The sequence below is a fragment of the Pandoraea thiooxydans genome (assembly GCF_001931675.1).
Taxonomy (GTDB): Bacteria; Pseudomonadota; Gammaproteobacteria; order Burkholderiales; family Burkholderiaceae; genus Pandoraea; species Pandoraea thiooxydans.
The window spans coordinates 420,212-438,725 of sequence record NZ_CP014839.1 but is presented as its reverse complement, the minus strand read 5'-3'; the positions used below and the strand labels follow the sequence as shown (position 1 = coordinate 438,725).

13 protein-coding genes are annotated in these 18,514 nt (G+C 62.1%); 9 read left to right on the top strand and 4 right to left on the bottom strand.

Translation table 11 applies throughout. The features are described from left to right. Window positions 1-27 precede the first annotated feature (27 nt). Complete coding sequence (locus tag PATSB16_RS02015) at window positions 28-1,677, top strand: NADH-quinone oxidoreductase subunit L (protein ID WP_047212401.1); 1,650 nt, start codon at window positions 28-30, stop codon at window positions 1,675-1,677. Then, window positions 1,674-4,262 carry a YbcC family protein gene (locus PATSB16_RS02010; protein WP_047212400.1) on the top strand — a complete coding sequence of 863 codons (2,589 nt, stop codon included), beginning with the start codon at window positions 1,674-1,676 and terminating at the stop codon, window positions 4,260-4,262. The genes PATSB16_RS02015 and PATSB16_RS02010 overlap by 4 nt, the downstream gene beginning before the upstream one ends. 7 nt (window positions 4,263-4,269) lie before the next feature. Here the strand turns inward: PATSB16_RS02010 and PATSB16_RS02005 are convergent, their stop codons facing one another. Next, complete coding sequence (locus PATSB16_RS02005) at window positions 4,270-5,595, bottom strand: MFS transporter (RefSeq protein ID WP_047212399.1); 1,326 nt, start codon at window positions 5,593-5,595, stop codon at window positions 4,270-4,272. A gap of 168 nt (window positions 5,596-5,763) precedes the next feature. On the opposite strand from PATSB16_RS02005, the gene cyoA reads away from it, so the two are divergent. The 7 genes from cyoA to PATSB16_RS01970 all read left to right on the top strand — a co-directional run bounded on the left by cyoA (window position 5,764) and on the right by PATSB16_RS01970 (window position 12,740). Further along, window positions 5,764-6,780, top strand: a complete 1,017-nt coding sequence (gene cyoA / locus PATSB16_RS02000) for a ubiquinol oxidase subunit II (RefSeq protein ID WP_047212398.1) — start codon at window positions 5,764-5,766, stop codon at window positions 6,778-6,780. A 57-nt stretch (window positions 6,781-6,837) separates the two neighbouring features. Next, on the top strand, window positions 6,838-8,841 hold the full coding sequence (gene cyoB / locus PATSB16_RS01995) for a cytochrome o ubiquinol oxidase subunit I (RefSeq protein WP_047212397.1): 2,004 nt from the start codon (window positions 6,838-6,840) through the stop codon (window positions 8,839-8,841). Next, complete coding sequence (gene cyoC, locus PATSB16_RS01990; RefSeq protein ID WP_047212396.1) at window positions 8,834-9,520, top strand: cytochrome o ubiquinol oxidase subunit III; 687 nt, start codon at window positions 8,834-8,836, stop codon at window positions 9,518-9,520. The genes cyoB and cyoC overlap by 8 nt, the downstream gene beginning before the upstream one ends. Beyond that, a complete protein-coding gene (gene cyoD / locus PATSB16_RS01985) occupies window positions 9,517-9,912 on the top strand; it encodes a cytochrome o ubiquinol oxidase subunit IV (RefSeq protein ID WP_047212395.1) in 396 nt (131 codons plus the stop codon). The genes cyoC and cyoD overlap by 4 nt, the downstream gene beginning before the upstream one ends. 49 nt (window positions 9,913-9,961) lie before the next feature. Then, on the top strand, window positions 9,962-10,699 hold the full coding sequence (locus PATSB16_RS01980; protein WP_047212394.1) for an SURF1 family protein: 738 nt from the start codon (window positions 9,962-9,964) through the stop codon (window positions 10,697-10,699). Window positions 10,700-10,808: 109 nt separating this feature from the next. Then, the gene (locus PATSB16_RS01975; RefSeq protein ID WP_047212393.1) at window positions 10,809-11,465 is read left to right on the top strand and encodes a DUF1345 domain-containing protein; all 657 of its coding nucleotides are present in this window, start codon (window positions 10,809-10,811) and stop codon (window positions 11,463-11,465) included. Window positions 11,466-11,774: 309 nt separating this feature from the next. Further along, the gene (locus PATSB16_RS01970) at window positions 11,775-12,740 is read left to right on the top strand and encodes a helix-turn-helix domain-containing protein (protein WP_047212392.1); all 966 of its coding nucleotides are present in this window, start codon (window positions 11,775-11,777) and stop codon (window positions 12,738-12,740) included. 191 nt (window positions 12,741-12,931) lie between these two features. On the opposite strand, the gene PATSB16_RS01965 is transcribed toward PATSB16_RS01970, so the two are convergent. From PATSB16_RS01965 to PATSB16_RS01955, 3 genes are all read right to left on the bottom strand, one after another. Then, entirely contained in the window at window positions 12,932-14,371 is a 1,440-nt protein-coding gene (locus PATSB16_RS01965) for an APC family permease (RefSeq protein WP_047212391.1), read from the bottom strand. 681 nt (window positions 14,372-15,052) lie between these two features. After that, window positions 15,053-16,048 (bottom strand): WD40/YVTN/BNR-like repeat-containing protein, encoded by a 996-nt coding sequence (locus PATSB16_RS01960; RefSeq protein WP_047212390.1) that lies wholly within the window; start codon window positions 16,046-16,048, stop codon window positions 15,053-15,055. Between the two features lie 31 nt (window positions 16,049-16,079). Then, on the bottom strand, window positions 16,080-18,443 hold the full coding sequence (locus PATSB16_RS01955; RefSeq protein WP_047212389.1) for an efflux RND transporter permease subunit: 2,364 nt from the start codon (window positions 18,441-18,443) through the stop codon (window positions 16,080-16,082). Window positions 18,444-18,514: the final 71 nt, after the last annotated feature.

Genomic DNA, 18,514 nt, shown 5'->3' with positions numbered 1-18,514 from the left:
GCCTACCGACACTTTGTCCACTCGTTCATGAGTTCCTTCGCTGATTTCAAAGCCCTGCTCGCGCTGCTGCCCGGCGTGCTGATGTTTATTCCAATGATCGCGGCTGCCGTTCAGCCCAGTCTGCCGGCCAGGCGTTTTTGGATGCTCGTTCAACGATTGTGCGTGCTGGCCGCCACCGTCTCGCTGATCTCCCTCGGACTGCGGTTCACGACACCGGCTGCGACCAGCAGCGCCGAACTGGTCATCCTGCCCGGCCTGGCGGTCGGGCTGCCGGGTGCCTGGTTTGGCGCGCTGGTCCAATGCCTGGGCGCGGTCATCGCCGGATTCTCGTCGCGCTACCTGGACGGAGAACGTGGCCAGGCAGGCTATGCAGCCGCCCTGTCGGCCGTGCTGGCGACAGTGCAACTGCTGACGCTGGCCGACAACTGGATCGTGCTGATAGCCGCCTGGGCCGCGACGGGTTTTGCGCTGAACCGCCTGCTCTGCTTTTATGGCGATCGGCCGTTTGCCGTGCTGGCAGCCCACAAGAAATTTTTGGCGGACCGGCTGGCCGATCTGTGCCTGATCGGCGCGGCGTGGCTGGCCTACCGGGCCACCGGGAGCTTCTCCATCTCGACATTGCTGCACCATGCCGCAACCGACGGCGTCAACATCGACCTGCAGCTATGCGCGCTCCTGCTGACCCTTGCCGTGGCGATTCGCACGGCCATGCTGCCGGTGCACGGCTGGCTGATTCAGGTCATGGAGGCGCCGACTCCGGTAAGCGCCCTGTTGCACGCGGGCGTGGTCAATCTGGGCGGCTTCATCGTGATTCGCTTCGCGCCGCTGTTCGATGCGGCAGCGCCAGCGCATGCCCTGCTGGCAGCGGTCGGACTGGCCACTGCGGTGCTGGCCGGTTTCGTTTCGCTCACGCGCATCAGCATCAAGGTCAGGCTGGCCTGGTCGACCCTGGCGCAAATGGGTTTCATGCTGCTCGAGTGCGGTGTCGGCCTGTACCACATGGCCGCGCTCCATCTGATCGGACACTCGCTCTACAAAGCCCATGCGTTTCTCAGCTCGGGCGCCGCGGTACGGCAGGCTCGCCTGAATGCGATGCGCGAGCCCTGGCAACCTGCCGCCTGGAGCCTGGCGTTGGCCCCCGTGCTCAGCGTCGTGCTGGGCATCGTGCTGGCACATGCGCTGGCGTCGATCGCCCCGCCGCTTGCCATGCGCGACTGGCCGGTCTGGTGGTCCCTGATCCTGGCGCTCGCGTGGGCGCCCATGCTCTGGGTGCCGTCTGCCGGCATGACGTATTCGGCCAGTGCGCGTCGCATCGTCCTGGGCGGCTTGCTGTTCGCCTGCCTGCTGGTGCTGAGTTTCGCCGGCCACGCCATTACGCTGGGCGCGCCGTCGGCCCCGCACGCGCTGCTGGGCCAAATCGCCTGCGCCGGCATGGCGGTGCTGTATGCCGGCACCGCCCTGATGCAGGTGCCGCGTGGTCGCCAGTGGCTCGAACCCTGGCGACGGCGCAGCTACGCCGGGTTCTATCTCGACGAAGCCTACACGCGGCTGGCGCTGCGCCTGTGGCCCGCGCAACTGCCCGTTTCAGGCAAAAGCCCCAAAAACCAGCTCGGCATCAAACCCGGCACGGCGGTGCCGACAGCCCGCGCCGGGCAAACTTACAAGAGCCTGTCATGAGCCACTCGGACATCGATACCGTAACACCATCGCAGCAGGCAGCCGCCGGCGCGCTGCCGCCGCTGGCCAGCCAGAATCTGGATGCCATGCTCGACGAGGCCTGCCAAAAGGCCTGCGCAGCCATTGCTCCGGCGTGGCCACTCGACCGCTCGATCGCCGTCAACCCACATTGGGGGCGCACCGGCGATGCGGTGCAAACAGTGGCGGCCCGGCTCAGCCTGCTGGCGGGCGCGCGCGTGTATCCATCGCGTCGCTACTTTCTGCAGGCCTGGACCAACGGCACCATTTCCGGTGCGGATCTGCACGCCGCACGCCATCATGTCGCCGCCGCCGGACAAGCGTTGCTCGACGAACAGCAGTGCGTACAGGCACTGCAAGGCGAACCGGCACTCTCGCCGATTCCGCTGCTGATCGACTTGCTGGACGTGGATGCACAACGCAACACGCACCTGCCCTGGCGTCAGGCAATCACCCACCAGATCAGCCAGACGTGCGCCGCCTATTTCGATCATGCACAGGCCGACTGGCAGCCCGAGCGCGGCGGCGGCCTATATGCATTCTGGCGCGATACGCTGGAGCACGACCCGGGTATCGGCACGCTGATGGGATTGCCCCAACTGCATCGCCAGTTGAACCAATTGCCGCCCACGCCTGACCTGGCGATCCGCTGGGTCATGGAAAAGGTCGATTTGCCGAGCGCCGTCTGGCCCGACTATCTCGAGGCCCTGCTGCTCAATATCAACGGTTGGGCCTCCTGGTGCGCCTATCTGGACTGGCAGGCTCGGCAGGCCGGTGGACGCGATCATTCGCTGCGCGAGTTGCTCGCGGTGCGCCTGGCCTGGGGCGCCATTTTGCTCAATCCCGCGCTGATCCCCGGGGTCGGCACCGGAGTTCGCGCGCTGCGCGAGCTCTGGCGGGAGGCGCCAGCCAAATTGGCCGCCGCGCAATCCGCCTTTGCGGTCGACGAGGTGTGGCAACTGGCGCTCGACCTCGCCTACCAGAGGCGGCTCGCCAGTCAACTGGGAGCCCCAGCGGCTGCCGGGGCCGCAGCATCGGGCGACCGCGGCGTCGAGGCGCAGGCCGTGTTCTGCATCGACGTGCGCAGCGAGCCACTGCGTCGCGCGCTCGAGACTCATGATCGGCATATTCAAACCATTGGTTTTGCCGGTTTCTTCGGCCTGCCGATTGCCTACACTCCGATCGGCACGGCAGCGAGCAGTCCACGCCTGCCGGGCCTGTTGCCGCCGGCGGTGCAGGCCGGCGATAGCCTGCGCGCACCGGGCGGCCCCGGCGCGCCAAGCCCGGCCTCGGTGCAACGCGCCAGGCAGCGCCATTTTTCGATCGCCGAACAATGGCGTGCCGCCAGCCGCTGGCCGGCCGCGGCCTTCTCGTACGTCGAGGCCTTTGGATGGAGTTACGGCAGTGCGCTGCGCCACTGGCTGAAAATCAAACCGCACGAGCGCGATCGCGATGACCTCGACGGCCTGCCCAAGCGCTATCGCCACCTGTGCCGCCCGTCGCTCGATCATCTCGATGCGGCCGCGCGCGCGGAGATGGCCGCACGCATCCTGCGCCTGATGGGGCTCGATCGCGATTTCGCTCCGCTGGTCTTGCTGGTGGGCCACGGCAGTCAAAGCGCCAACAACCCGCAGGCCGCGGCCCTCGAATGCGGCGCCTGCGGCGGGCAGAGCGGCGAAGTCAACGCGCGCATTCTCGCGCGCATGCTCAATGACGCCGAGGTTCGCGAGCATCTGGCGGCCCACGGCATTCGGGTACCCGCGCATACCGTGTTCGCCGCCGCGCTGCACAACACCACGACCGACGAGGTGGAATGGTTCGATCTGGATTTGCTGCCGGCCGCCGGTCAGGCAAGCATCGCCAGGCTTCGGGCGACATTTGCCGCGGCGCTCGACCAGGTGCGCCGCGAGCGGGCGCCGCAATTGCGGATCGACGCGACGCAGCAGCCGGCCCGCCTGCTGCGGACGCTCCAGCGCCGCGCCAGCGATGGCGCGCAAACCCGGCCGGAGTGGGGCTTGGCCAACAATGCCGCCTTTATCATCGCGCCGCGCGAACTCACGCGCGGCGTGAACCTGGCCGGCCGCAGCTTCCTGCATGATTACGATGCGTCGCACGATGGCGACGGCAGCAAGCTCGAGCAATTGATGACCGCGCCGATGCTAGTCACGCACTGGATCAATTGGCAATATCACGCGTCGAGTTGCGAGCCGGTCTACTTCGGCAGCGGCAACAAGCTGTTGCACAACGTGGTGGGCGCCCATATCGGCGTCTTCGAAGGCAACGGCGGCGATCTGCGCATCGGCCTGAGCCGGCAATCGCTGCACGACGGCGAGCGCGAGATGCACGAACCGCTGCGCTTGAGCGTGATCATCGCCGCTGCGCAGCAGCGGATCGAGGCCGTGCTCCAAAAGCACGCGCATTTGCGCGCGCTCGTCGACAACCACTGGCTGCATCTATGCCATTACGACAACGGCATCCTGTCGCACTACTGTCGGGGACAATGGCTGGCCGGGCACCAGAACGACATAAGCGCGACTGCTTCCGGCCCGCGGCAGCACGCTGCGTGAGCCCGAGTCAATCGCGCGTTGCCAGCAGCTTGTTGATGCGCAGCGCCAGCAGCGTGCAGAGCATGCCGGAGAGCAGATAGCCGGTCACGGCAACCAGGCCGAACAAAGACGACAGGCCAAGTGCGACCAGCGGCGCGAAGGCCGCGCCGAAGAGCCACGCGAAATCGGTGGTGAGCGCAGCACCCGTGTAGCGAAAGCGCTGTTCGAAGTTCGATGTGACCGAACCGGCGGCCTGTCCGTACGACAGCCCCAGCAGCGCGAAGCCGATGACGATGAAGACATCCTGATGCTGCGCGTCGTGGCCCATCAGGAACGGCGCGAACAGGCTGAATACGCCGATCATCACGGCGAACAGGCCCAGCGTCGTGCGCCTGCCGATGCGGTCGGCGATGCGCCCGGACAGCACGGTAAACACCATCGCCACGACCGCGCCGAGCATCTGTACGGTCAGCATGTTGTCCATATCCTGCGGATTCTGCAGCGACACCCACGACAGCGGGAACACCGTCACGATATGGAACAGCGCATAGCTGGCCAGCGAGGCGAACGCGCCGAGAAAAATGTTGTAGCCCTGCGAGCGCACCATTTCTCGGGTGCTGATCGGTTCGAGCTGATCCTCCTCCAGCATTTCGGTGTATTCATGCGTCACCACCAGCCGCAACCGAGCAAACAGCGCGACCACGTTGACCGCAAACGCCACATAAAACGGATAGCGCCAGCCCCAACCGAGAAAATCGTCGGAGTCCAGGCTCATGTGCAGAAACAGGAACAGTCCGGCAGCGATCAGAAAACCGATCGGCGCGCCGAGCTGTCCGATCATCGCATACCAGCCGCGGCGGTGCGGCGGCACATTCAGCGCGAGTAACGACGGCAAGCCGTCCCAGGAGCCGCCGAAGCCGATGCCCTGTATCGAGCGGAAAAATGCCAGCAGGTAGATCGACAGGACACCGATGCTTTGATAGTTCGGCAAGAACGCCATGCCCGCTGTCGCGGTACCCAATGCGAACAGCGCCGCGGTAAGCTTGACGCTGCGCCCCCAGCGGCGCTGCACCGTCATGAAAAATGCGGTGCCGAAAGGCCGGGCGATAAAGGCGAACGAAAAAATGGTGAAGGCGTAGAGCAGCCCGTGGAGATGGTCGGTAAAGGGGAAGAACACGCGGGGAAACACCAGCACCGAGGCGATGCCGAACACGAAAAAATCGAAATATTCGGATGCACGCCCCACCACCACACCGACGGCGATCTCCTCCGGCGCGATACGGGACCGATGCCCTCGGCTGAATGGTTCCGAGGGGACTGGCGATGCCGTCTGATGATTAGCACCACTTGACATTATCGACTCCTTCGCCGCGAGCGAGACGGATTGACGATGGCTTTTGTGCTTTGACAAGCATCGCAGCATTTGCCATGCGATGCCATAGCGTTAACCCTAGTATCCGGCAAGCGACCGAGAAGTCCATGATGGGAACGGTTCACGGCTACGGTTTCATCGATCGCAGCAATGAGTACGCCAAAGTTGATTCGCGGATTGCTTGCACTTCCAGCCGCCCTGTTGTTGTCCGGCTGCGGTACCGTGCTGATGTCCCCGTCCGGCGATCTGGCGATGCGCCAGCGCGACATCATCATCGTCTCGACCTGCCTGATGCTGGTGATCATCGTGCCGGTGATCTTCCTCACGCTGCTGTTTGCCTGGCGCTATCGCTCGTCCAATACCCAAGCGCAATATTCACCCGAGTGGGACCATTCGACGCTGCTCGAACTGCTGATCTGGTCAGTGCCGCTGCTCATCATTATCGCGCTCGGCGCACTGACCTGGGTCAGCACGCACAAGCTCGATCCGTATCGTCCGCTCGACAGAATCGCCGCCCACCAGGCGTTGCCCGCCGACGTCGCACCGCTGACAGTGCAGGTCGTCGCACTCGATTGGAAGTGGCTGTTTTTTTATCCCGAGCAAGGCATCGCGACGGTCAACGAGATGGCCGCGCCGGTCGACCGGCCGATCCATTTCGAGATCACCTCTTCGACGATGATGAACTCGTTTTTCATTCCCGCGCTGGCCGGCCAGATCTACGCCATGCCCGGCATGCAAACGCAGCTCAACGCGGTGGTCAACAAGCCGGGCGTCTACGAAGGATTCTCGGCAAACTTCAGCGGCGCGGGCTTCTCGGGGATGCGCTTCAAATTCCGCGGCATGAGCGAGGCCGACTTCCGCGCCTGGGTCGCGCATGCCAAGTCAAGTCGCGATGCGCTCACGCGAGGCACCTACGAAGCGCTGGCCAAGCCCAGCGAGTGGGTGCCGGTGCATTACTACGGTCACATCGCGCCGGATCTGTACGACGCCATCCTCAATCGCTGCGTCGAGCCGGGACAAATCTGCATCAAGGACATGCCGAACCAGAACCGCAAAGCGGCGCATGCCCCGGCGAAGCAGCCGCTTGCCGCCGCCTCATGCACGGCAGCCAATAGCCGAACCCTGCGCATTGCCATGCAGAACGCCCCCGGCCGGGAACAGCAATGAAACGCTTGCCGAGTCATCCGAACTTGATCAGGGCGCGCTTCGCGCGCGGATAACGCCATGCCCGAGCATCTCGATCTCGCCAGACTTATCTTCGGACGCCTGAGTCTGCAGGCGATTCCGTACGACCAGCCGATTCTGGTGGTGACCTTCATCGTGGTCGCCATCGGCGCCGGCGCACTGCTCGGCGCCGTTACGTATTACAGGCTGTGGGGTTATCTGTGGCGCGAGTGGTTCACCACCATCGATCACAAGCGCATCGGCATCATGTACATCATCCTGGGTACGATCATGCTGCTGCGCGGCTTTGCCGACGCGGTGATGATGCGCATTCAGCAGGCGGTTTCGTTCGGCCACTCGATGGGTTATCTGCCGCCGCATCATTACGACCAGATTTTCACCGCGCACGGCGTCATCATGATTTTCTTCATGGCCATGCCGCTCATCACGGGTCTGATGAATTACGTGGTGCCGCTGCAGATCGGCGCGCGCGACGTGGCCTTTCCATTCCTGAACAATTTCAGTTTCTGGATGACCGCCGGCGGCGCGATTCTGGTCATGCTCTCGCTGTTCGTCGGCGAATTCGCCAGAACCGGCTGGCTGGCGTATCCGCCGCTGTCGGAACTGTTGCAGAGTCCGGACGTCGGCGTCGACTATTACATCTGGTCCCTGCAGGTCGCGGGGATCGGCACGCTGCTCTCGGGCATCAACCTGGCCGTCACCATCATCAAGATGCGCGCGCCGGGCATGACGATGATGCGCATGCCGGTATTCACCTGGACGGCGCTGTGCACCAACGTGCTGATCATCGCCGCGTTCCCGGTGCTGACCGCCGTGCTCGCCTTGCTCGCGCTGGACCGCTACGCCGGCACCAACTTCTTCACGAATGACCTTGGCGGCAACGCCATGATGTACGTCAACCTGATCTGGATCTGGGGCCACCCGGAAGTCTACATCCTGGTGCTGCCCGCGTTCGGCGTGTATTCGGAAGTGATTTCAACGTTCTGCGGCAAGCGGCTGTTCGGCTACGCGTCGATGGTGTATGCGACGGTGGTTATCACCGTGCTGTCATACCTGGTGTGGCTGCATCACTTCTTCACGATGGGCTCGGGCGCTAGTGTGAACTCTTTCTTCGGTATCACCACAATGATCATCTCGATACCGACCGGTGCGAAGATCTTCAACTGGCTGTTCACGATGTATCGCGGCAGAGCCCGTTTCGAGGTGCCCATGTTGTGGACGGTGGGCTTCATGGTGACCTTCGTGATCGGCGGCATGACCGGCGTGCTGATGGCCGTGCCGCCCGCCGACTTCGCGCTGCACAACAGCCTGTTTCTGGTGGCGCACTTTCACAACGTGATCATCGGCGGCGTGTTTTTCGGCATGATGGCCGGCATCAACTACTGGTTTCCCAAGGCGTTCGGGTACCGGCTCGATCCGTTCTGGGGCAAGTGTTCGTTCTGGCTGTGGCTGGTCGGCTTCTACGTCGCCTTCATGCCGCTGTACGTGCTCGGGCTGATGGGAGTGACGCGGCGCATGAGTCATTTCGACGATCCGTCGCTGCAGATCTGGTTCGAGATCGCCGCGCTCGGCGCGGCGCTGATCGCGCTGGGCATTGCGTGCTTCCTGATCCAGCTCTATGTCAGCTACCGCCGCCGCGACAGCCTGCGCGACCTCACTGGCGATCCATGGAACGGCCGCACGCTCGAGTGGTCGACCTCGTCGCCGCCGCCGGCCTATAACTTTGCGTTCACACCACTGGTGCACGATAACGACGCCTGGTGGCAGATGAAGCAGCATGGCTTCGAGCGCCCGGTGTCGGGTTTCCTGCCGATTCACATGCCGAAGAATACCGGGGCTGGCTTCATTCTGGCGGCGCTCTCGACCGCCTGCGGCTTCTTTCTGATCTGGCACATGTGGCTGCCGCTCATCGTCGCATTCGTTACGCTGCTGGCAGTGGCCATCGGCCATACGTTCAACTATCGACGCGATTTCAATATCCCTGCCGAGCAGGTCGACCGCACGGAGGCAGAGCGCACGCGCCTGCTGGCTCAACATGTCTGACACGACCGCCCCCAACCCACCCCCGCTGACCGGCCCGGGCGCCGGCCCCTTCTCCGGCGATGGCCGATCGAACGGGCAGGCCGCCGGGCCGCTGCAGTTCCTGGTGCGCACCGCGCATCACTCGCCCAATGGCACGCTGCTCGGCTTCTGGCTGTACCTGATGAGCGACTGCCTGGTGTTCGCCTGTCTGTTTGCCGCCTATGGCGTGCTGGGTCGGCGCTACGCCGACGGGCCGACCGGCGCCGAAGTGTTCGAGCTGCCGCTGGTGGCGCTCAACACCTCCTTGCTGCTGCTCTCCTCGATTACCTACGGCTTTGCCATGCTCGAAATGCAAAAGCGCCGACCGCGCGCGCTGCTCGGCTGGCTCGCAGTGACCGGCCTGTTGGGCGCGGCGTTCATCGGCGTGGAGCTGCACGAATTCGCCGGGCTGATTCACGACGGCGCCGGCCCCTGGCGCAGCGCGTTCCTCTCGTCGTTCTTCGCGCTGGTCGGCACCCACGGGCTGCACGTGACGTGCGGCATCATCTGGATCATCACCATGATGACGCAGGTCGGCAAATACGGACTGAATGCGGCCAACCGGCGGCGCCTGGTGTGCCTGTCGATGTTTTGGCACTTTCTGGACGTGGTGTGGATCGGCGTATTCACTTTTGTTTACCTGATGGGAGTGCTGCCATGAGCGCCCATGACACCGCGCTGGGCGACGCCGGCGCACACGATCACGACGAAGACGAGGAACTGCCGCACAGCACCTTCAGCGGGTACATGACCGGCTTTGTACTGGCGGTCGCGCTCACCGCGCTGCCCTTCTGGATCGTGATGGGCTCGGTGTTCCATCGCTCGGGTGTGACCGCCGCGGCGATCCTGCTGATCGGCGCGGTGCAAATCGTCGTGCACATGATCTATTTTCTTCATATGGACGGCAAGGTGCAGGGGGGCTGGAGCCTGCTGGCGCTGATCTTCACGATCGTGCTGGTGGCCATCGCGCTGTCCGGCTCGATCTGGGTGATGTACCACCTGAACGAAAACATGATGCCGGGTATGATGCAGCCTATGCACAACCCTCCCTGAACGGCATATCTTGAGCAGCAATACCCCCTCTGAAACTCAGGGCGCGCGCATGCGCCCCTCGCTTGCGCGTGTTGGCGTCATCCTGGCCCTTACGGTCCTCCTCGTTTATGGCTTCGTGCGCCTCGGCACATGGCAGGTGCACCGGCGTGCCTGGAAACTCGACCTGATCCACCGCGTCGATACGCGCGTGCACGCCACGCCGGTGCCGGCGCCCGGGCCGGCCCAGTGGCCGCAGGTGAGCGCCGCGCGCGACGAGTACCTGCATGTGACGGCAACCGGCACCTACCTGTACGGCAAGGACACACAGGTGCAGGCTGTCAGCGATCTGGGCAGCGGATTCTGGGTGCTCACGCCGCTGCGCATGAGCGACGGCGCGCTGGTGCTGGTCAATCGCGGCTTCGTGCCGCCCGAATGGAAGGACACGCCCGCGAGCGAGGCGTCGGGGCCGGTCACCGTCACCGGCCTGGTACGCATGCCCGAGCCGGGCGGCGGCTTCCTGCACAAGAACGATCCTGCGCACAACCTGTGGTACTCGCGCGATGTGCAGGGCATTGCCGCCGCGCGCGGCCTTGGGCCGGTCGCCCCCTATTTCATCGATGCCGACGGCCCGGGCGCACCGCGCGCCGGCACTACGCCGTCACACTATCCGGTGGGGGGCCTGACCGTCATCAGCTTCCCCAACAATCACCTGATGTACTCGATCACCTGGTACGCACTGGCGCTGATGTCGGCCGCGGCCGGTATCTTCGTGATCCGCCTGGAATTGCGCGGGCGGCAAGCGAAATAAAGACGATCTCGGGCGACGCGCCCGCCGGAGCGCGGTCGCGCACCGGTGGTGCGGCGCCTCCCGCGGACACGGTAGAATTGCAGTCATCGTCTCCGCGGCACGCCCCCTGATGAGCTTCTACCCCGAAGTGCTTCGCAACCGGCCATACATGACGATTGGACTCGTCATCGGACTGGCCGCCGGCTTGCTGGTGCCAGGCACCGTGCAGCCCACCGAGCGCGTGCTGATCGGCTGGGACGTCGCGGTTTGGTCGTACCTTGTCATGATCTGGATCCACATGGCATTCGCCAGCGAGCAAGCGGTACGGGCTCACGCGCAGCGCGAAGACGAGAATGCCGTCACCGTGCTGACGGTCATTTGCTTCGCAACCGTCGCCAGCATCCTCGCGATCGTCTTCGAGCTCGGGTCGACCAAGGGCGTGGGGCTCGAGATAAAGTTGCTGCACTCGCTTCTGACCGGCCTGACCCTTTTTGGTGCGTGGTTTCTCATCCCGACCATCTTCACGCTGCACTACGCGCGTATCTATTACAGCTCACGCTCGAAAGAACCCGAGCTCGGATTTCCCGACCGCGCGCTGCAGCCCGATTACTGGGATTTCATGTACTTCTCGTTCACCATCGCGGTGGCTTCGCAAACCGCCGACATTTGCCTGCGCGGGCGTAGCGCGCGGCGCAGCGTGCTGGCGCAGTCCGTCCTGTCCTTTTATTTCAACGTCGCGGTGCTTGGTCTGTGCGTGAATATCGCGGCCGGGATGTTGGGCAGCTGAAGGGGCGACTCCGGCCCCGAATTTCGACGCTTCGACATACCGCCTGCCCAACGGCAGAGCAGGCTTTTCTGAGCCCCCCCCGGCGGGTCACGCCTATCTGTCATTTTGAGGGTTCACGCGACGCGGGTACTGGCCGCCCGCAGCTCGCGTGAGAGCCCGGCGCAGCCCTCGCCCATCGCCGGATCGCACAGTTAACGGGTAAATACGCATTTTCGTTGCTTCGCTCTTACCACATACTTATTGCAGAAATTTTGGGGCAGTGATTTAGATCCCTTTTTTCCTTAAACCCGGGTATAACGCAGTCGCTTTATGCTGGTAAAAATCGATCGCTTCCAAGACATCCATCTCCATGCGTCTTCGGTCAAAGAGTGGAAGCAAATCTATAATCAGATAACGCCAGGAACGCTGCAAAGTTCCCTGGTGCAGGCGGTCGCCGGCCATCTTCACATCTTCCGAGAGCAAATCAATCAACGGGTGGTCCAGCACGGCGAAGCCCCGCGCGGCAAAATATGCTTTGCCCTGCCACTGAACGTCCCTGGCGCCGCACGCGTACAAGGCCGAGAAGTAGACGACAAGTGCATTTTCGTCCTACGCGGTGGGCAGGAGTTCATGTTCCACATGCCGATGAGCATGGACATACTCGCCGTGACGTTTGACGTCGAAGATTTCGAGCAAGCCCTGACCGACTCGGGGCGTTCGGACACACTGCGCGCGTTGTTGAAGCAACCGGTGGTAAAGGTCTCGCCTCATCGCCTTGCCGAGAGCAAAGCCAGGTTATTGAGATTGTTTTATGGCTCGCTCGTTAGCCCGGCGGCCGATGCAAGCGGCGGTCACTCGGAAGCGTGCATCGAGGGCGCCATGCTTGAAACCATGCTGAACCTGATCGCCGATCCGGAATGCGACAAGAATCAGAACCATGGAAGCTCGCCTTGCAGCTTTATCGTGGAAAAAATTCATCGCTTGCTATTGCAAGACAGTGGCAGTCCGCCCAGCGTGCAAGAGTTTTGCGACCGTCTGCGAGTCAGTCGCACCACGGTTCAGAAAAGCTTCCAGAGCGTGACGCAGTCAACGCCTGTCAACTACATTCGGTGCATCCGTCTCAACGGCGTTCGGCGAGAGCTGATGTCGACAAGCGGGTCGGAGCTGTCGGTCGGTGATGCCGCGGCAAAGTGGGGCTTTTTTCACCTCAGTCACTTCGCAGCCGACTACCGGGATCTGTTCGACGAACTGCCATCCCAGACCGCCCGCAAAAACGAGTTGCTTGTGACCGCATGACGCGGATCGCTGCTGAGCGTGAGCTTTAAAAAGGGCGACTATCCCGCGTCAATTCGATGCCTGCGGCACGGCTACGGCTGTCGCGGGGCCAGTCCGGAACAGCGACGAACGACGGCGACTCTTCGCACCGGGAAGAGACAGCGTGGTTCACTGCCCCCTCCCCGTCAACACTGGGCTTTTCGCCCTCACCATCACTGCTGAATTGGCCGGCCCAGCGCGTAGTACAGACTCGGCGCCATCCGCTTCAATCGAAGCGCAGTGCAAAATCCCGCGACCCCGACGGCCAGAAGCATATACGGAAACATAAGAACGATTTTTGAATCCGAGCCGCTCAGCACCGCCAGGTTGCGAATCACGAGGACCAGGCACGCCGCCAGCGCAATGATGCTGGTGAGCGGGGCGATCAGTCGTGGGCCGATACCCAGGCCATGCGAATCTCGCAGGAAGAAGACGATGACCGACATCGCCACGAGAATTTGCACGGCAATGATTCCGACCGTGGCCAGCGCGCTCATCCAGGAAAACACGATGGCGAACGGATCGAGGTGAAACACGGCGAACACGACAATCGAAATGGTGGCAATGGCCGTCTGCAGCTTGCCGGCCACGTGAGGACTGTGGAATTTGGCGTGGGTGCGACTCAACCCGCGCCAGAGCACGCCCTCACGCCCCATCGCGAAAAAGTATCGCGTAATGGTGTTATGAAAGGACAGAATTGCCGCGAACAGACTTGTGACCAGCAAAACGTTCATCGTGTCGGTCGCCACGGCCCCCAGCAACCGATCGCTTATGGCAAACCACAAATTGGCTGGGTCATGGGTGGCTTGTATGGCAATGTTCCCCTCGCCCCAGGCCTCCACGATGGCCCACGCGGAAAACGCGTAAAAGACCATGATAAGAATGACGGCAAGATAGGTCGCGCGCGGAATGGTACGGGTGGAATCACGCGCCTCTTCCGAGAAAATCGCGGTAGCCTCGAAGCCCATGTACGAGCCCAGCACGAACACCAGCGCCGTGCCGATGCCGCGGCTGAATACGGTCGTGGGCATAAATGGGGTAGCGCTGAGCCCTGCGGGACCGCCGCCATGCAACACAATGGCAATATCGAGCATCAGCACGATGGCCACCTCGCAGACCATCAACATGCCCAACAGCTTGCCGCTGAATTCGATGTGCCGCGCACCGCAGAAATGCACCACGGCAATGCAGGCCAATACGAACACCCACCAGGGTATGTTTATTCCGTAATGCAATTGGATGGCATTGTTCAGAAAAAAACCGAACATGCTGTAGATCGCGACCTGCACGGCATTGTAGGCGACGATGGCGATAAACGCTCCGCCAACGCCGGCCGGCCGGCCCAGCCCGTTGACGATATAGGCGTAGAACGCTCCGGCATTCGTAATGTATCGGCTCATCGCCGCATAACCAATGCTGAAAATCAAATACATGATTCCCGCGATAACGAATACGCCTGGTACACCCGCGCCGTTACCCAGGGAAAATGCAGCCGGTGTGGCGCCGACCATCGCCGTCAGGGGTGCCGCGGCGGCAACCACAAAGAACACGATCTGCGGCAATCCGACCGCATTCTTGCTCAGGCCCGCAGTTGGTTGAGTTTCGCCCGACATCACGTTATCTCCTCAGTTCATATTCAAGATGGGCGGGCATTTACCGCTGCCAGTTACCCAATATTTGTTGTACTGCAACCGCTGAACCCAATGGCGAAGGACCAGATTCAGCGGCACGCTCGCATCCCCGTCGAGCGCCGGTCACCAGCTGCGCCGCGGCACGCCATGCCCGCCACGGCCGTGCCGCAGGACTGGGACGCGGCGACTCTCCGCCCAGGGCAAAGCCGCCACGATGCACCACGCTAAGCGCTCGCCGATTTACTCAGGCTTGCCGCAGATGCACCAGGTCCATGGTGGTTTCCACTGCAAACGCGCTTGGGCAAGAGCGTCACCGGCCTGGCGAATATGCGTGAAACCGGTTGCCGGTGACACTAGGTTGAACCATAAGGATTCGACCAAATCGCGCACTGGGCCGCCGGCGTCGGCTACTCGTTTGCCGTAGCTTGCCTGGCGTGGCAAATAAGCTTCGGGCCGAGGATATGGCGGCTCACCAGGCGACAGTTTATGCGACAGGCATACGGCGCTTTATCCAAATTTAGTACTGAGTGCGCCGCGAGCGTTAGTGGATACCCTAATGCCTGAATCAATCGCGTTCGAATTTGCGTTGGCCGGCCCGCGAGATGCGTCTGCCGGACCGGCCAACCAGCCGTACCCTGGCCGTCAGGACAGCGTTGCGCCGCCTCACGGTCTCGCGCGGCCAGCGGTCAACGCGCCATTTTTTGAAAACAGCAGGGGAACCCCGTCTTTGGGCACCACCACGGCGGTCAGCGCGGCATGATCGGGACGTTGGCTGGCGCTGAAACCCGTCGCATCGAGCGCCCCCTGTATCAGAAAGCCGTCCAGCCCAACGCCGAAAATGTGGTCCCCCGACGAGACGAGATCCGTGATGGAGCCAGTCGCGCCGGATTGCACCTTCTGCCAGGTATCGCCGCCGTCGGCGCTACGGTACATGTGTCCCAACAGCCCGCCCACCACGATCACGTTGCCTTGACCGGCAGCACCCGACCACAGGCTGCCTTCGTTGCCGGTCTGCAGATACTCCCATGTCGTGCCATCGTCACGCGATCTGAGCACGATGCCCTTTTCCGCGGTGATAAATAGCGTGCCAACGTGATCGGCAAAAATCTTGTACAGATTCAAGTCCGTTCGCGCGCCGCCCGGTCGCGGCGGAAGCGGCTGTTTCACCCAGGTTTTGCCACCATCCTGCGTCGACAGCAGCAATCCCCACAGGCCGGTCGCCCACCCCCGTTGGGTGTCTTTGAAATACACCGAGAATAATGGCTGGTCGATTGACGTGTCGGAACGCTGCAGCGTCCATGTCTCGCCGCCATCGCTGGTCGATAGAATCACGCCCCACTGACCGACCGCCCAGCCGTGCTGCGCATCGACAAAATAAACCGAGGTCAGCGTGGACGAAGCCGCAACGTGTCGTGCCTGCCTGAACGTCTTCCCGTTGTCATCGGACAGTAAAACGATGCCATGCTCGCCGACCGCCACAATGCGCGAGCCTGCCAATGTCGCGTCGAGCATCATGAATCGGGTCGGATCGTCCCACTCACGCGCGGGTGTGACGGATAGCGCCTTCGGCGGATTCTCCGCCGTCGGGGCCGCTGCGTGCGCGAAGCCAGCGGCCAGAGCAAAGCTCAACACCGTGGCTGCCAGAATTCTCTTCATCATCGAGTTTGTATTCATCCTACGAGAACTGCCATCAGTGATTGAAAAGACCGCTCGCCTGAACCGGCTTGCGCCGCGGAAACCATCGCTCGAGCACGACTGCGAGCGCGGGCAGCGCAGTCATTGCCATGATCAGATTGACAATGAACATGAACGCCAGCAATTTCCCCATATCCGACTGGAACTTGAGCGCTGAGAAGCTCCATGTCGCGACCCCGATGGCAAGCGTAATGGCGGTGAATATGGTCGCCACGCCGACCTCGAGAATCGCGTGCTCGACGGCCTTTACGATGGATTGGCCATGCGCGATATGGAATTGCAGCCGGTTATAAATGTAGAACGCGTAGTCGACCCCGATACCCACCGCCAGCACCATGACCGGCAGCGTGGCGACCGTCAGGCCGATCTGCAGCTCCTTCATGAACCAATAGCCGATAAACGTCGCCACGGTCAGCGGTGCACAGCACGCCACCATCGCGCGCGGATCCCGGTAGGCAAGAAACACCAGGATAAGAATCGCCGCATAGACATAGAGCATCATCGGCAATTCGCTATGTGCGACTTCCTCGTTGATGGCCGCCATGATGCCGGCGTTGCCCGCCGCCAGCCTGATTCGCAGGCCGGCAAGGTGATGTGTGGCACGGTATTGCTTGACGTCGTTCAGGATGTTCGACAGCGTCGTCGCCTTGTGATCGGTCAGGAACAGGTGGACGGCCGTCATGCTGCAATCCTTGTTCATGAACCCTCTGACCTGGCCGATTTCCGCGGATAGCGCGCCGTAATTCACCGGGTCGGTCGGCACTACGTTCATCTTGGGATTACCTTCGTTATATCCCTCGTTGTAGGTCCGCAGCATCCCCGGATACGACTCGATCGACGCCACTCCGGGCTTGTTGGCCATTGCCGCGACAAAATCGTCCTCGAACAGGCCGACTTTCGGGTCGTCGCAGGCGGTGCTGTGCGGCACCTCGAACACGACGGTCAGCCAGTCAAGGCCGATGTCGTAGTTTTTTGCGATGGAAACCGCATCCTGATTGAACCGCGAATCCGCTCGCAATTCGGGTGCGCCCGGTTGCAGCGTGCCAACGATGCGATCGCGACTTTGCCACACGGCTACGCCGAAGATAACGACCGTCAGACCCACGACGAAATAAGCGATCTTCGGCCTGGCGACTCCGGACAGCGTGCGCAGGAACCTCGAGCGCCGCTCGCGTTTTATTTGTGCGCGATCGGCGTAAGCTTTCGAAAAGGTAAAGCACGATGCGGCCACCGGCAGCATCACCAGATTCGTCACGATTTTATAGGCGACCCCGACCGAGGCTGTCACCGCCAGCTCCCGGACCATCGGGATCGGGATCAGCAGCAGCGTCACGAAGGATACGAACGCCGTCACCAGCGCCAGCGTCCCGGGGATCAACAGGCCACGGAAGCTGCGCCGCGATGCCTCCAGCGAACTCTGGCCGTGCGATAGTTCGCGGACAATGAAATTGATTTGCTGAATCCCGTGGGAGACCCCGATCGCGAACACCAGAAATGGCACAAGCACGCCTAAAGGATCAAGGCCGAACCCCATCAATTTCAAGGTGCCGAACTGCCAAACCAGCGAAGTGAGCGAGCAGACGATCGGCAGCACCGTAAACCGGATCGAATGGCTGTACCAATAGACTGCCAGCGCGGTCAGCAAAATGGAGAGCGCGCAAAAGCGCAGCACCCCGACGGCACCATCGGCAATATCGCCGATCTGTTTGGCGAAACCGATGATCTGGATTTGGTAATTGCCGTCTTGGTACTTATCGCGAATCTTCTTCTCGAGAAGATGGTTGAACTGGACGTAATCGAGCGGTTTGCCCGACGCGTCGTGTTCGTTCAGATCGGCGGTAATCATCGCGCTCGACTGATCGCGCGACACCAGGGTGCCGACGTACCCGCCAAGCGCCGTCGCCTGCCGGATCTTGTCGACGACGGCCGGCGTCAGTTGGCTTGTCGTGATCGTGCCGTCGATCACCGGCTTGGCGCTGAAACCATCCTCTGTAATTTCATTGACGTAGGTGTTGGGCGTCCACAGCGATTGGACGCCCTGCCGATCCACGTGGGGCAGGAACGTCACCGCCTGCGTAACATCGTAGAGGCGGGTCAATCCCTGCGGGGTCCAGATACTGCCGTGGCGTGCCTTGACGACGATGGTCAGGCGATTCGCGCCAAACAGATCACTGCGGTATTTCTGAAACGTTCGTATGTATTCATTGCCTACCGGCATCTGCTTGTCAAAGCCGGCGTCCATTCGCAGTTGAACCGCGAAAACAGCCATGACGGCAGTGAATAAAACGATCCCAATCAATGTGATCGCACGATGTCCGAAAAACCAATTTTCGAGTTTAATAACGATCCGGTTTAACACAAAATCATCCTTCGACGTCTTACGCTAACGACGGAAGCCGGCACATTCCGGCTCCGTCCTGAACGCCAGCG

Coding starts and splice junctions, on each gene's coding strand:
- PATSB16_RS02015 (WP_047212401.1), top strand. CDS start 28: ATGAGTTCCTTCGCTGATTTCAAAGCCCTGCTCGCGCTGCTGCCCGGC.
- PATSB16_RS02010 (WP_047212400.1), top strand. CDS start 1,674: ATGAGCCACTCGGACATCGATACCGTAACACCATCGCAGCAGGCAGCC.
- PATSB16_RS02005 (WP_047212399.1), bottom strand. CDS start 5,595: ATGTCAAGTGGTGCTAATCATCAGACGGCATCGCCAGTCCCCTCGGAA.
- cyoA (WP_047212398.1), top strand. CDS start 5,764: ATGAGTACGCCAAAGTTGATTCGCGGATTGCTTGCACTTCCAGCCGCC.
- cyoB (WP_047212397.1), top strand. CDS start 6,838: ATGCCCGAGCATCTCGATCTCGCCAGACTTATCTTCGGACGCCTGAGT.
- cyoC (WP_047212396.1), top strand. CDS start 8,834: ATGTCTGACACGACCGCCCCCAACCCACCCCCGCTGACCGGCCCGGGC.
- cyoD (WP_047212395.1), top strand. CDS start 9,517: ATGAGCGCCCATGACACCGCGCTGGGCGACGCCGGCGCACACGATCAC.
- PATSB16_RS01980 (WP_047212394.1), top strand. CDS start 9,962: ATGCGCCCCTCGCTTGCGCGTGTTGGCGTCATCCTGGCCCTTACGGTC.
- PATSB16_RS01975 (WP_047212393.1), top strand. CDS start 10,809: ATGAGCTTCTACCCCGAAGTGCTTCGCAACCGGCCATACATGACGATT.
- PATSB16_RS01970 (WP_047212392.1), top strand. CDS start 11,775: ATGCTGGTAAAAATCGATCGCTTCCAAGACATCCATCTCCATGCGTCT.
- PATSB16_RS01965 (WP_047212391.1), bottom strand. CDS start 14,371: ATGTCGGGCGAAACTCAACCAACTGCGGGCCTGAGCAAGAATGCGGTC.
- PATSB16_RS01960 (WP_047212390.1), bottom strand. CDS start 16,048: ATGATGAAGAGAATTCTGGCAGCCACGGTGTTGAGCTTTGCTCTGGCC.